Consider the following 12579-nt stretch of genomic DNA (forward strand, 5'->3'; position numbering starts at 1 on the left):
CAACCCTATGGGTGCGGAGATCGAAGCGCCGACTCAGTGAGGCAGGGATCGCAGCGCCGGGGCGAGTTCCAGCCGACCGTTCACGCCCAGCTTCGCGTAGACCCGCTGCAGGTGGTTCTCCACCGTGCGCGGCGACAGGAAGAGCTGGTCGGCGATCTCCCGGCTCTTGGCGCCGTCGGCCGCGAGTTCGGCGACCTGCCGCTCTCGGGTGGTCAGCGCCGGCTGCACCGTGCGCAGCGCCGGCGTGCGCAGGACATCGCACCGGGCCAGCACATCGGCCAGCAGCGTGCTCGCGGCCAGCGCCTGGGGATCGCGGCCGGCCCGGAACAGCCGCACCGCCCCGGCCGCCGTCTCCGCCGCGAAGGTCAGGTACCCGCGCCCGTGGAACTCCCGCGCCACCGCGAACAGTCCCTGCGCGGACCCCTCGGCCGCGGCCCGCGCGTGCCGCAGCAGCAGCGGCGCGACCGGCCCGCCCGGCACGGAGGCGAGCAGCGCGGCCATCCGGTCGGCGGCCAGGTCGGGCCGGCCCAGCCGGACCAGGTCGTGCAGCACCAGCAGCTCGTGCCCGGTGAAGCCGTCCGCGCGCAACCGCTTGGTCAGGTCCTGCAGCGTGCGGACCGCGCCGGCGATGTCGCCGCAGCACGCCGCCGTCCAGGCCCTGGCCTGCACCCGCCACGGATAGAAGATGCCGTTGTTCGTGCCGCCCGACCGGTCGGCGGTGGCCATCGAGTCGCGGGCCAGCTCGGCTTCGCCGCGCAGCGCCGCGATGTGCGCGCGGGCCGCGTGCATGTTGCCGTCGTAGAGCCGGTTCGCCGACATCGCCGCGCAGGCCTGCTCGGTCGAAGCGAGCGCGATGTCGGTGCGCCCACGCAGCCAGGCCGCCTGTGCCTGCAGCAGCGAGACCCAGCTGGAGCCGATCGCGAAGCCGCCGGTCTGTGCCAGGTCGGCGAACTCGTCGGTCAGGATGGCGTCGATGCCGGGCAGGTCGAGGGCGACGGAGACCCGGGTGCCGAGCGCGGTCGGCAGCGCGAACTGCAGGGTCGGGGTGTCCAGCCGCCACGCCCCGCTGTCCGGCGCGACGCTCTCCAGCAGCCCGGCGCTCTGCGCCGGATCACCCCCGGCGGCGGCCAGGAAGGCGAGCACGCACCGGGCCAATTCCCTCCCCGGAGTACGCGCGGAAGCATCGCCGAGCACCTCGATGGCCAGCGCCCGGGCCCGCGGCAACTGCATCAGATAGAGCCGCATCAGGGCTTCGATCGCCCGGACCTGCGGATCGTCGATGGCGGCCAGCGTCTCCGGCGCATCCTCGCGCCCCAGGCCCCAGAACGCCACGGTGGCCCGCGCGACCACCGCCCGGATCGGCGGCCCGTCGGTGGCCCGGTCGAGCGCGGCCATCGCCTCGTCCGGCCGGTCGGCGAAGAGCAGCACGGTGGCGAGCAGCTCGGCGGAGTCGTAGCCGGCGCCGTTCGCCCACGCCGCCCCGGCCAGCCGCTGCGCCAGCCCCAGGTCGAACCGCCCGAACGCCTGCACCGCCGCCTCGAGCAGCATCCGCCCGTCCTGCGCGGTGCCCGAGTCGAGCCGCCACACCGCCACCCGGAGCAGGTCGCCGCGCCGCTGCGCGCCGGTCTGCTCGACCAGGTCGGCCAGCGTGGCGTGCAGTCGCCGGGCCCGGGTGGCCGGGCAGGTCTGCCGCACCACCTCGCCGTAGAGCGGGTGGGCCAGGCGCACCTCGCGGCGGCGCCCGTCCTCGATGACCCGGATCAGCCCGCGCTCCTCGGCGGCCTCCACGTCGGCCGGCCGGCAGCCGCGCAGCACCAGCGGCAGGCCGATCGGCTCGCCGAACGCGACCAGCTCGAGCACCTCGCGGACCCGCGGGCTGAGCCCGTCGATGCGGGCGCCGACCAGGTCGGCGAGGCTGGGCGCCAGGCTGAGCCGGCCGGTCCAGCGCCACATGCCGTAGACCCTGCTCATCTCGCCGCCGTGCCGGGCGGCCATCACCAGCTCGCGGAGCAGCAGGGGGTTGCCGCCGGCCAGCCGGGCGAGCCGTTGCGCCGAGCCCGCCTCGATCGGCCCGGCCAGGATGCTGGCCAGCAGGTCGCGGGACTCCTCGGTGCTGAGCGGCAGCAGGTCGGCGTGCTCGACCAGGCCCTCGGTCCAGAGCGCGGCGATCGGCGGCGGCACCGGCTCGCCGGTGCGCAGCGTGCCGAGCAGGGTGGCGCCCTCGCGGACCAGCAGGTGGACCAGCGCCGCGGAGTTGCGGTCGAGCAGGTGCGCGTCGTCCACTGCGAGCACCAGCGGCCGGCCGGCGGCGGCGGTCTGCAGCGCGCCCACCGCCCAGCGCAGCAGACCGGGCGCGGAGAGCCCGGGCGGCGCGTCCGGCGGGAGCATCTGGGCCAGGCTGCCGAACGGCAGGCCGTTGGCGCCGATGGTGGCCGACGCGGCGTGCACCGCGAGGTCGTCGGGGGAGAGGCCGCGGACGGCCTCGCAGAGCAGCCGGCTCTTGCCGAGGCCGGGAGCACCGCTGAGGATCAGGCCTCGGCAGGATGCATTCTCGACCGCCGAACTGAACCGGTCCAGATCGCCGGTTCGTCCGACGAAGTCCCAGTTGGCCACGGGGTCAGCATATCGAGATCCGTCACGGTCATGTCACTACCTGTGCCACCCAGAACAATGAGTAGATTCCCTCTCACAGGTGAGTAATGGCCCCAACCCGCGGCGACGTACGGTCATCGCGTCGTCCGGCCCGGCTGGCGGGCCGGACGGGCGATGCTCTACCCGTTCGTGACCAGGGCTTAAGACTTCCGGTTCCACGATCTCGGCGATCCGGTGGCACGATGGGGGCATGGCGCTGCCCCAGGTCGCTCCCGTCGAGACGCCGGAGATCGAGGAAGTCCCGGCGAACGACCGGCCTTGGGTGACCATCGTCTGGGACGATCCGGTCAATCTGATGTCATATGTGACCTGGGTGTTCCAGAAGCTGTTCGGCTACAGCCACGAGAAGGCCGAGTTGCTCATGCTGGACGTGCACAACAAGGGCAAGGCGGTCGTTTCCTCCGGTGCGCGCGAGCGCATGGAGTTGGACGCCTCCCAGTTGCACGGATACGGTCTGTGGGCGACGGTTGACCGGGCGTGAGGGTGGTTCAAGCATGTTCCGACGCAACGGCAGCGAGTGTGTGGCCGCGTTCGCCATCGATGAGGTGCGCGTGCTCCGCAAGGTCGCCGGTGAGGTCGTCGACCTGCTGACCGACGGTTTCGACCACAAGGACCCGGTGGTCGACCGGCTGTTCCCGGACATCTATCCGGACATGCCGGCCGACTCCGCGGAGTTCCGGCAGTACACCGAGGGTGAGCTGAAGACCGGCAAGATCGACCAGGCCGGCGCGATCCTGGCGGCACTGCCCGACGACGGGCCCGGCGAGGTGCGCCTGGACGCGGAGACCGCGGAGGCGTGGTTGCGGGCGATCAACGACGCCCGGCTGGCGATGGGCACCCGGCTCGACATCACCGCCGAGACCGATCTGGGCGACGAGCTCGACGACGCCGTGCTGCACGACCCGGCGTCCAGCCGGGTGTTCCAGCTCTCCGTCTATGCCTATCTGGGCTATCTCCAGGAGTCGCTGCTCAACGCCCTGCCGGAGATCGACTGAGCTGTGGCCACGGCCACGCCGTCGGCGCCCTCGGCGCCCGCGAAAGCCACGGTAATGTGAAGAGCGTGCTGACCATCGACAGCGCGATCGTCGACGCGATCGTCGCCCACGCCCGCCGGGACCACCCCGACGAGGCCTGTGGCGTGGTCGCCGGTGCGATCGGCTCGGACCTGCCGACCCGGCTCATCCCGATGGACAACGCGGCCCGGTCGATGACGTTCTACGAGTTCGACTCGATGGAGCAGCTGCGGGTCTGGCGCGAGATGGATGACAACGACGAGGAGCCGGTCGTCATCTATCACTCGCACACCGCGACGGAGGCCTTCCCGTCGCGCACCGACATCTCGTTCGCCGGCGAGCCGGGCGCTCACTATGTGCTGGTCTCGACCCGCGAGCCGGAGTCGGAGGAGATCCGGTCGTTCCGTATCGTGGACAGTGTGGTGACCGAAGAAGAGGTCAACATCGTGGATGCGACAGTGGACGCGTGATGGTGCAGTCATACATGTTCGGGCAGAGCCCGGCGTCGGTTTTCTACGAGTGTCGCTGAGCGACGACTCCCGGCCCAGCCTGTCCTGAAAGCTTGTCTGAACACCTCACAAGGAGCATCACCAGTCATGGCTATCGAAGTTCGCGTCCCGACCATCCTGCGTAACTACACCGGCGGCGCCAAGGTCGTCGAGGGCTCCGGCGACACCCTCTCCGGCCTGATCGACGACCTGGACGCCAAGCACAACGGCCTCAAGGGCCGGCTGATCACGGCCGAGGGTGGCCTGCACCGCTTCGTCAACATCTATGTGAACGACGAGGACGTGCGCTTCCTCGGTGCGCTCGACGCCAAGGTCGCCGACGGTGACTCGGTCACCATTCTGCCGGCCGTGGCCGGCGGCGCGCTCGGCTTCGCCGCCGCGGCGGCCCTGCTCGGACGATAAGACCATGGCTCGTTACGAGAGCCTTCTGGATGCCTGCGGGGGCACGCCGCTCGTCGGCCTGCCCCGCCTGTCGCCGACGGTGCCCGACGGGGCGCCGCCGGTGCGGATGTGGGCCAAGCTGGAGGACCGCAACCCGACCGGCAGCATCAAGGACCGCCCGGCGCTGTTCATGGTCCGCGAGGCCGAGGAGGCCGGGCGGCTGCGTCCCGGCGACACCATTCTCGAGCCGACCAGCGGAAACACCGGCATCTCCCTGGCCATGGTGGCCAAGCTGCGGGGTTACCGCCTGGTCTGCGTGATGCCGGAAAACGTCTCGTCCGAGCGCGTGCAGTTGCTGCGGATGTACGGCGCCGAGATCATCTTCTCGCCGGCCGCGGGCGGATCCAACCAGGCCGTCGCGACCGCCAAGCAGATTGCCGCCGAGCATCCCGACTGGGTGATGCTCTTTCAATACGGCAACCCGGCGAACGCCCGCGCGCATTACGAGACCACCGGCCCCGAGCTCCTGCGCGACCTGCCGTCGATCACGCATTTCGTGGCCGGGCTGGGCACCACCGGCACGCTGATGGGCACCGGCCGATACCTGCGGGAAAAGGTCGAGAACATCGAGATCGTGGCCGCCGAGCCGCGATACGGCGAGCTCGTCTACGGTTTGCGGAACATCGACGAGGGCTATGTTCCGGAGCTTTACGACGCCACCGTGCTCAATCGCCGATTCTCCGTCGGCACCCGCGACGCGGTCCTGCGCACTCGTCAATTGGTCGAGGTCGAGGGCATCTTCGCGGGCTTCTCCAGCGGCGCGATCCTGCACGCCGCACTGGCCGTCGCGCACGAGGCGGTCAAGGCCGGCCGCCGTGCCGACGTGGCGTTCGTGATCTGCGACGGCGGATGGAAATACCTATCGACCGGCGCCTATGGCGGAACCCTTTCCGAAGCGGAAGAAGCGCTCGAAGGGCAACTGTGGGCTTAAGGCGCTAGGGCCTGACGGCCAGCAGGATGTCCGCGGTGAGCGGCACCGCGGCCGCCAGCAGCAGCAGATAGGGCAGCACGCGCCGGTGGATGGACAGAAAGGCGCCCACCACCAGCGCGACGCTGGTCAGTCCGAGCAGCGCGAGCACCGGCACATACCAGCCCGGCGCGCCGCCGAGGACCGACACGAAGCCGCGAACCCCGACGCCGACCCCGGCCAGCCCCAGCGCGGAGGCGTAGAGCGACATGGCCAGCAGCCGGCGGTTGCCCGGCGCCGGGTCGTCCGCGGCCGGGAAGCGGAACAACACGTCCCGGTCGCCGAGCTCGGGGCTGGCGGCGTCGCCCTCCCATCCGAAGGGAACGACGGCGGTCGGTGCGTCCAGCTCGGTCGTCATGCTTCTCCCAGTGACATCGGTGTCCTCACCGTGTGCAACGCCGATGCCTCACGAGGCGTAACGCTGAGCGCGGAGACCGAGGTCACGAGCGGTGTGATGTGCGTTGTCGATTTAGCGACAAATCGATCAGACGTTTATCCGGCGCGCTGGTCCCGGCGTACGCTTCGCAGCGTGATTGACTGGTCTCTGAATATCACCACGGGCCGGTCGGTCGGGGCGTGGGCGACGGGGCGTGATTCAGGGGTATCCGCATGCGACTGACCGTTCTCGGCTGTGCCGGCAGTTATCCCGGCCCCGAATCGGCCTGTTCCGCCTACCTCCTCGAGGCTCAGGGCTTTCGGCTCCTGATCGATTTCGGATCGGGCTCGCTGTCCGCTCTGCAGCGTTATGCCGGGCTCGACGCGGTCGATGCGATCCTCCTCAGCCACCTGCACTGCGACCACATGTCCGACGCCTGTGACTACGTGGTGGTCCGGCGTTATGACCCGACCGGCCCGCTCGCGCCACTGCCGGTCTATGCACCGTTGGGCGCCGCCGAGCGCATCGCGGCCGCGTACAGCTCGGAGAGCGAGCCGGTGGACGACGTCTACACCTTCTTCCGCCTCGAGCCGGGGACGTTTCCGATCGGCCCCTTCACGGTCACGGTCGACCGGGTCAACCACCCCATCGAGACCTATGGGGTACGGGTGGAGCAGGGCGGCCGCGTCCTGACCTACTCGGCCGACACCGCACCCTGCGACGCTCTGCTGCGACTCGCCCAGGGCGCGGATCTTTTTCTGTGTGAGGCGAGTTACCTGGACGGGGTGGCCAACCCGCCCGACATACACATGACCGGAGGTGAGGCGGGCGAGGTCGCGACGAAGGCGGACGTCGGGCGCCTGCTGCTCACCCACATGGTCGCCGCGTGGGGCAGTGAGGCATCTACTGTGGATAACGCGACGGCCGCATTCGCCGGACCGGTTGAGGTGGTTCGGCCCGGTTCCCGCTACGATCTCTGAGTTTTCCCCAGGGGCTCAGCCGCCCCCGGAGATTGACGCACGTGAGTCCCCTGCGCCACGGTCCCCCTTGGAGTGCACTGCATATGCGCATCGTCCGGCTGGCGAATTTCGTCTCGGCACGTTCCGGCGGTCTCCGAACAGCACTGCGCTACCTGGGTGAGGGCTACCAGCAGGCCGGCCACGAGGCCGTCCTGATCATCCCCGGCCGCCAGGCGTCCGACGTGGTCACCGAGCAGGGCCGCATCATCACGCTGCCGGGCACCGCGCTGCCGCGCACCGGCGGGCACCGGGTGCTGGCCGGCCGCCGCGAGATCGCCCGCCTGCTCGAGCGGCTGGAGCCGGACCGCATCGAGGTGTCCGACCGCTCCACGCTGCGCTGGACCGGCGGCTGGGCCCGCCAGCACGGCGTCGGCTCGATGATGGTCTCGCACGAGAGCCTGGCCGGGCTGCTCGGCGTCTGGGGCATGCCGGCCCGCGAGCCGCTCGCCGACCGGCTCAACCGCGCCACCGCGGAGATGTACGACCAGATCGTCTGCACCACCGCCTTCGCCGCCGCCGAGTTCCGCCGGCTGGGCGTGCCCAACCTGGTCGAGGTCCCGCTCGGCGTCGACCTGCGCCGGTTCCACCCGGGGGCGGCCGACCCGGCGGTGCGTGCTCGCTATGCCCGCCCCGACGAGGTGCTGGTGGTCTATTGCAGCCGGCTCTCCGCGGACAAGCGTCCCGAGCTCGCCGTCGACACCGTCGCCACGCTGCGTGGCGGCAAGGTGCCGGCCGTGCTCGCGGTGGCCGGCGACGGCTCGCGGCGGGCGGCGCTGGCCTATCGCGCGGCCCGGCTGCCGGTGCGCTTCGCCGGGCACCTGAACGACCGTTCCGACGTCGCGGCCCTGCTGGCCAGCGCGGACGTGCTAGTCGCGCCCGGCCCGGTGGAGACCTTCGGGCTCGCCGCGCTGGAGGCGCTGGCCTGCGGCACGCCGGTGGTGGTCAACGCGGCGAGCGCGCTGCCCGAGGTGGTCGGTGACGCGGGCGTCGCGGTGCGCGGCACGCCGGAGGCCTTCGCGGAGGGCGTACGCCGGCTGATGGACCGCCCGGTCGACGAGCGCCGTGCCGCCGCCCGGGCCCGCGCCGAGCTGTTCGGCTGGCCGCAGGCGGTCGAGGGCTTCCTGCGGGCGCACGGCGTCGAGGCGCCGGCCGTGGCCCGGCAGACCAGGCCGTCCACGTCGTTGCGCCCGGCCGCGCCGGTGGGCGCGATGTCCCGGGTCTGGGCTGATCGGCCGGACGCCGCCGGGGCTGTGCTGCTGCCGGCCGAGGTGCCGGCGGCCCGGGCGGAGAACCCTGGCCCCTTCGGGGCTGGCGAAGCCGGCACTCCGCGTTACGCATAGGGTGGCGGCATGGCACGTCCCGACGGCCGCGAGCCCGGCCAACTGCGTCCCGTCACCCTGACTCGCCGGTGGAGCATCCACCCCGAGGGCTCGGTGCTCGTGGAGTTCGGCAACACCCGGGTGCTCTGCACCGCCAGCGTCACCGAGGGGGTCCCGCGCTGGCGCAAAGGCTCCGGGCTGGGCTGGGTGACGGCGGAATACGCCATGTTGCCGCGCGCCACCAACACCCGCGGCGACCGCGAGAGCGTCAAGGGCAAGGTCGGCGGCCGCACCCACGAGATCTCCCGCCTGATCGGGCGCAGCCTGCGGGCCTGCATCGACCTCAAGGCGCTGGGGGAAAACTCGATCGTGCTGGACTGCGACGTGCTGCAGGCGGACGGCGGCACCCGCACGGCCGCGATCACCGGGGCCTATGTCGCGCTCCATGACGCGGTGACCTGGCTGTCCGGGCGCAAGTCGCTGGCCGGCAAGGTGGAGAACGTGATGCACCGGTCGGTCCAGGCGGTCAGCGTCGGCATCATCGGAGGCGAGGCCCGCACCGACCTGATGTACGAGGAGGACGTGGCCGCCGAGGTGGACATGAACATCGTCTGCACCGGCGACGGCGACTTCGTCGAGGTCCAGGGCACCGGCGAGGCGAACGTGTTCCGCCGCGACCAGCTCGACCAGCTCCTCGACCTCGGCGTGCAGGGCTGCGCCGAGCTGGCCGTCCTCCAGCAGAAGGCGCTCACCGCATGAGCAAGCTGCTGCTGGCGACGGCAAACCAGAAGAAGCTCATCGAGCTGCAGCGCATCCTCGACCAGACGCTGGGCACGTCCCGGGTCACGCTGGTCGGCCTCGGCGACTTCGAGGACTACCCGGACGTGCCGGAGACCGGCCTGACCTTCGGGGAAAACGCGCTGATCAAGGCCCGGGAGGGCGCCCGGCGCACCGGCCTGCCCACCGTGGCCGACGACTCCGGCCTGGCGATCGACGCGCTCAACGGCATGCCCGGCGTGTTCAGCGCCCGCTGGTCCGGCGGGCACGGCGACGACGACGCCAACCTCGACCTGGTGCTGGCCCAGATCAGCGACGTGTTCGACGAGCAGCGCGGCGGCGCGTTCATCTGCGCGGCCGCGCTGGTGCTGCCCAACGGGCGCGAGCACCTGGTGGAGGGCCGCCAGACCGGCCGCATCCTGCGGGCCCGCCGCGGCGATGGCGGTTTCGGCTACGACCCGATCTTCCTGGGCGACGGCCAGGAGCGCACGAACGCCGAGCTGTCCCCGGCCGAGAAGGACGCGATCAGCCACCGCGGCAAGGCGTTCCGCGAGCTGTCCAAGGTCATCGCGAGGGAGTTGAAATAGCCCTCCGGGCCGTCGACCACAGCGTCCGTGCCACCACCGAGGGGCGGAAGAGGTGCCCCGGCGGGTCGACCAGCTGCTGCACCCGGGCAAAGGTGCGGTTGAGGTCGGGCGCGGTTTGCGACGCGATCGCCAGGTTGCGGGCATACCAGTTGGTGAAGCCGACGCCGCGGGGCTTCGGGCCGACCGTCCGGGCATAGGCGAAGTCGCCGCCGACGCCGAACTGCCACGGCACCGAGATCACCTCGGCGACGTCGCGGTAATACGCGGCGGCCATCCGCGCGGTGGCCGAGCCGTGCCGGTCGAGTTGCGTCCCGAGCCGCACCGCCTCCATCGCGGCGCAGGTCATGCCCTGCCCATAGACCGGGTTGAAGCTGCACACCGAGTCGCCCAGCGCCACATATCCGGCCGGCACCCGCTGGAGATCCTCGAAGAGTCGCCGCCGGCTGGACGGGAAGCGGTAGGGCAGCGGGTCGGTGATCGGCTCGGCGGTGGCGACCAGGTCGGCCACCACGGGATCCGGCAGGTCGCGCAGGGCGGCCTCGAAGGCCCGCGGGTCGTCCGGGATGTGGTCGAGGTGCCAGCCGCCGATCGCGACCAGCCAGCGGTCGCCCTCGATCGGCAGCACGATGCCGGCCATGTGCTCGGTGCGCGGGTCGGGCAGCACGATCGCCGCGCGGTAGCCGGGCCACTCGCCGGGGACGCGACGGTAGAGCCGGGTCGCGTACCCGATGCCGATCTTGATCTCGATCTGCGTCGGCGCCGGCCAGCCCAGGTCGCCCAGCCACCGGTCGGAACGCGAGCCGCGGCCGCTGGCGTCCACCACGAGATCGGCGTCGAGGGTGGCGCCGTCGTCCAGGCGTACCCCGGTGATCTTTTGATCTGTGCCGGTGAGGCCGGCCACCGCCGCGCCGGTGCGGATGGTCACCTCGGGGAGGGCCATCACTCGCGCGCGGACGGTCGCCTCCAGGTGCGGACGGCTCGCCGAGATCAGCTCCAGGCCGGTGGGGGCGCTGCGCCAGCGCCGCCCGAAGCGGTAGGTGATCATGCCCGCGCCGGTGTCCAGCGGGGTGGCGCCGCTCGCGGTCAGCTCCTCGGGCAGCCTCGGGAAAAGGTCGGTGAGCACCCGCAGCCCGGAGACCAGCAGCACGTGGCCGTGATTGCCCTGCGGCACGCCGCGCCGGGGTGTCGCGTCGGACGGCAACTCGTCGCGGTCGAGCACGGTGACCCGGTCGAACCGGTCGGCCAGCACGCGGGCCGCGCTCAACCCGGCCATGCTCGCGCCGATGACTGTCGCGCGTGTCTCCATCATGGAACTCTACGGCGATGGTGAGCCGGGCCGGCACCTTGTTCGTGCGGTGGACCTGGTGCCGTGCCGTGCTGCACCGCGGCTGGTGGCTGGTGACCGGCGTCTATCTCGTCGTGGACGCCCGGCTGTCGGCGGCGCAACTGGTGCTGATCGGCGTCGCGCAGGCCGCCGTGGCGCTGATCTTCGAGGTGCCGGCCGGGGTCGTCGCGGACACCTTCAGCCGCAAGTGGTCGCTGGTCGTCTCGCACCTGCTGATGGGCGCCGCGATGCTCGCCACCGGCCTGGTCACCGGCTTCGTGCCGCTGCTGCTCACCCAGATGCTGTGGGGTCTGGCGTGGACCTTCGCCAGCGGCGCGGACGTGGCGTGGATCAGCGACGAACTCGACGACCCGGCCGGCATCCCGACCGTGCTGATCCGGGCCGAGCAGGCGCAGCTCATCGGCACGATCGCCGGGCTGGCCGGCATCGGCGGGCTAGCCTGGCTCGTCGGGCGCGGCCCGGCGATGGTGATCGCCGGCGGAGCCATGGTGCTCCTCGGGTGCTATGTCGTCGTGTTCCCCGAGAAACACACGCGGACGAAACAGGTCCTGGTGCAGGGCACGCGCCTGGTCCGCGGCAGTCGCGTGCTGCTCGCCGTCTTCGCCGCGACGTTCCTGATCAACGGTGTGGCCGACGCGTTCGGACGGCTCTATCCGCTGCGGCTGATCGCGCTCGCGCCGGCCGTCGATCCGACCACCTGGCTCACCGTCCTGGGCGTGCTGACGTGCCTCGCGGGAGCGGCCGCATTGCGCCTCGCGCAGCCTCGGATCGGCGGCCCGCACACCGCGCGGCGCGGATATGTCATCGCCTGCGCGGTCGCCGCGATCGGCGTCGTCGCCCTGGCCTTCGCATCCGCGGCGGCCGGCGGCAGTCTCGCCGTGCTGGTGGCCGCGAGCGCGCTGCCGCTGACCCGCAGCTTCGGGACCATCTGGGTGAACAGCCGGACCACCGGCGCGGTCCGGGCGACCGTGCACTCGCTGCTGGCCCAGGCCGAATATCTGGGCAAGATCGTCTGCGGGCTCGGGCTCGCCCTGGTCGCCGACCGCTCCGGGATGTTCGCCGCATTGATCGCGTGCGGCGCGCTGCTCGTCCTCGCGATCGTGGTCGTCGCCCGTCAGTCCAGGTAGCGGTCGGTGTCCTCGTGCCGCAGCAGCCAGACGGCGGCAAAGGTGGCGAGCAGGCCGACGATCCACCAGAGATTGAAGATGCCGGCCGTGAACCCGGCCAGGCCATCCAGCAGCAGCACCCACTCGGCGATGATGAGCAGTCGGTGGGTGCCTATCCGGCGGACCGGCATTTGGCGGCTCAGCCACCACAGCAGGCCCGCGGCGCCGAGCCCGATCACCAGCATGGTCACCGGGTTGGTCCGCACGCTCGCATAGGCGCCGAGATCGAGGGCGTCGCCGCCGCGCACCAGATAGGCGATCGAGGCGGCCAGCGCGGCGATCACGTAACACCCGGCCTGGACCTGAAGCACGCGGCCGAGCAGCGAAATCGTCGGCGGTGTGTGCTGGACGTCCATTGTGGCCGTACGATACCGGAACCCATCGGCACGCACCAAGGAGCCCGATCAT

13 protein-coding genes and 1 pseudogene are annotated in these 12579 nt (G+C 71.5%); 10 read left to right on the forward strand and 4 right to left on the reverse strand.

The genetic code is table 11. From position 1 onward, the window contains the following. Positions 1-33: 33 nt before the first annotated feature. Complete coding sequence (locus ACZ6TI_RS27825) at positions 34-2613, reverse strand: LuxR C-terminal-related transcriptional regulator (protein ID WP_465348105.1); 2580 nt, start codon at positions 2611-2613, stop codon at positions 34-36. A 229-nt stretch (positions 2614-2842) separates the two neighbouring features. On the opposite strand from ACZ6TI_RS27825, the gene clpS reads away from it, so the two are divergent. From clpS to ACZ6TI_RS27850, 5 genes and pseudogenes are all read left to right on the forward strand, one after another. Then, entirely contained in the window at positions 2843-3133 is a 291-nt protein-coding gene (gene clpS, locus ACZ6TI_RS27830; protein ID WP_465348106.1) for an ATP-dependent Clp protease adapter ClpS, read from the forward strand. A gap of 13 nt (positions 3134-3146) precedes the next feature. Beyond that, positions 3147-3647: a DUF2017 domain-containing protein gene (locus tag ACZ6TI_RS27835; RefSeq protein WP_465348107.1), complete on the forward strand. Its 501-nt coding sequence runs from the start codon at positions 3147-3149 to the stop codon at positions 3645-3647. A 65-nt stretch (positions 3648-3712) separates the two neighbouring features. Beyond that, positions 3713-4194 (forward strand): annotated as a pseudogene (locus ACZ6TI_RS27840) (M67 family metallopeptidase). 67 nt (positions 4195-4261) lie between these two features. Beyond that, positions 4262-4576, forward strand: coding sequence for a MoaD/ThiS family protein (locus ACZ6TI_RS27845; RefSeq protein ID WP_465348108.1), 315 nt, complete (start codon positions 4262-4264; stop codon positions 4574-4576). A gap of 4 nt (positions 4577-4580) precedes the next feature. After that, positions 4581-5546: a PLP-dependent cysteine synthase family protein gene (locus tag ACZ6TI_RS27850; RefSeq protein ID WP_465348109.1), complete on the forward strand. Its 966-nt coding sequence runs from the start codon at positions 4581-4583 to the stop codon at positions 5544-5546. 4 nt (positions 5547-5550) lie between these two features. On the opposite strand, the gene ACZ6TI_RS27855 is transcribed toward ACZ6TI_RS27850, so the two are convergent. Beyond that, the gene (locus ACZ6TI_RS27855) at positions 5551-5940 is read right to left on the reverse strand and encodes a hypothetical protein (protein ID WP_465348110.1); all 390 of its coding nucleotides are present in this window, start codon (positions 5938-5940) and stop codon (positions 5551-5553) included. A gap of 251 nt (positions 5941-6191) precedes the next feature. On the opposite strand from ACZ6TI_RS27855, the gene ACZ6TI_RS27860 reads away from it, so the two are divergent. The 4 genes from ACZ6TI_RS27860 (at position 6192) to rdgB (ending at position 9660) form a co-directional block, all read left to right on the forward strand. Further along, positions 6192-6938: an MBL fold metallo-hydrolase gene (locus ACZ6TI_RS27860; protein WP_465348111.1), complete on the forward strand. Its 747-nt coding sequence runs from the start codon at positions 6192-6194 to the stop codon at positions 6936-6938. Between the two features lie 83 nt (positions 6939-7021). Beyond that, entirely contained in the window at positions 7022-8317 is a 1296-nt protein-coding gene (locus tag ACZ6TI_RS27865) for a glycosyltransferase (RefSeq protein WP_465348112.1), read from the forward strand. 9 nt (positions 8318-8326) lie between these two features. Beyond that, positions 8327-9055, forward strand: coding sequence for a ribonuclease PH (gene rph / locus ACZ6TI_RS27870; protein ID WP_465348113.1), 729 nt, complete (start codon positions 8327-8329; stop codon positions 9053-9055). Then, entirely contained in the window at positions 9052-9660 is a 609-nt protein-coding gene (gene rdgB / locus ACZ6TI_RS27875; RefSeq protein ID WP_465348114.1) for an RdgB/HAM1 family non-canonical purine NTP pyrophosphatase, read from the forward strand. Before rph ends, rdgB begins: the two co-directional genes overlap by 4 nt. Here the strand turns inward: rdgB and ACZ6TI_RS27880 are convergent. Continuing rightward, on the reverse strand, positions 9638-10966 hold the full coding sequence (locus tag ACZ6TI_RS27880) for an FAD-dependent oxidoreductase (RefSeq protein WP_465348115.1): 1329 nt from the start codon (positions 10964-10966) through the stop codon (positions 9638-9640). The two genes, rdgB and ACZ6TI_RS27880, sit on opposite strands and share 23 nt — an antisense overlap. A 17-nt stretch (positions 10967-10983) precedes the next feature. On the opposite strand from ACZ6TI_RS27880, the gene ACZ6TI_RS27885 reads away from it, so the two are divergent. Then, positions 10984-12132, forward strand: a complete 1149-nt coding sequence (locus tag ACZ6TI_RS27885) for an MFS transporter (protein ID WP_465348116.1) — start codon at positions 10984-10986, stop codon at positions 12130-12132. Here the strand turns inward: ACZ6TI_RS27885 and ACZ6TI_RS27890 are convergent. Continuing rightward, a complete protein-coding gene (locus ACZ6TI_RS27890) occupies positions 12120-12527 on the reverse strand; it encodes a hypothetical protein (protein ID WP_465348117.1) in 408 nt (135 codons plus the stop codon). The genes ACZ6TI_RS27885 and ACZ6TI_RS27890 overlap by 13 nt on opposite strands. Between the last annotated feature and the right edge of the window lie 52 nt (positions 12528-12579).

Source organism: Actinoplanes sp. NPDC051388 (assembly GCF_055586225.1).

Coding starts and splice junctions, on each gene's coding strand:
- clpS (WP_465348106.1), top strand. CDS start 2,843: ATGGCGCTGCCCCAGGTCGCTCCCGTCGAGACGCCGGAGATCGAGGAA.
- ACZ6TI_RS27835 (WP_465348107.1), top strand. CDS start 3,147: ATGTTCCGACGCAACGGCAGCGAGTGTGTGGCCGCGTTCGCCATCGAT.
- ACZ6TI_RS27845 (WP_465348108.1), top strand. CDS start 4,262: ATGGCTATCGAAGTTCGCGTCCCGACCATCCTGCGTAACTACACCGGC.
- ACZ6TI_RS27850 (WP_465348109.1), top strand. CDS start 4,581: ATGGCTCGTTACGAGAGCCTTCTGGATGCCTGCGGGGGCACGCCGCTC.
- ACZ6TI_RS27855 (WP_465348110.1), bottom strand. CDS start 5,940: ATGACGACCGAGCTGGACGCACCGACCGCCGTCGTTCCCTTCGGATGG.
- ACZ6TI_RS27860 (WP_465348111.1), top strand. CDS start 6,192: ATGCGACTGACCGTTCTCGGCTGTGCCGGCAGTTATCCCGGCCCCGAA.
- ACZ6TI_RS27865 (WP_465348112.1), top strand. CDS start 7,022: ATGCGCATCGTCCGGCTGGCGAATTTCGTCTCGGCACGTTCCGGCGGT.
- rph (WP_465348113.1), top strand. CDS start 8,327: ATGGCACGTCCCGACGGCCGCGAGCCCGGCCAACTGCGTCCCGTCACC.
- rdgB (WP_465348114.1), top strand. CDS start 9,052: ATGAGCAAGCTGCTGCTGGCGACGGCAAACCAGAAGAAGCTCATCGAG.
- ACZ6TI_RS27880 (WP_465348115.1), bottom strand. CDS start 10,966: ATGGAGACACGCGCGACAGTCATCGGCGCGAGCATGGCCGGGTTGAGC.
- ACZ6TI_RS27885 (WP_465348116.1), top strand. CDS start 10,984: ATGGTGAGCCGGGCCGGCACCTTGTTCGTGCGGTGGACCTGGTGCCGT.
- ACZ6TI_RS27890 (WP_465348117.1), bottom strand. CDS start 12,527: ATGGACGTCCAGCACACACCGCCGACGATTTCGCTGCTCGGCCGCGTG.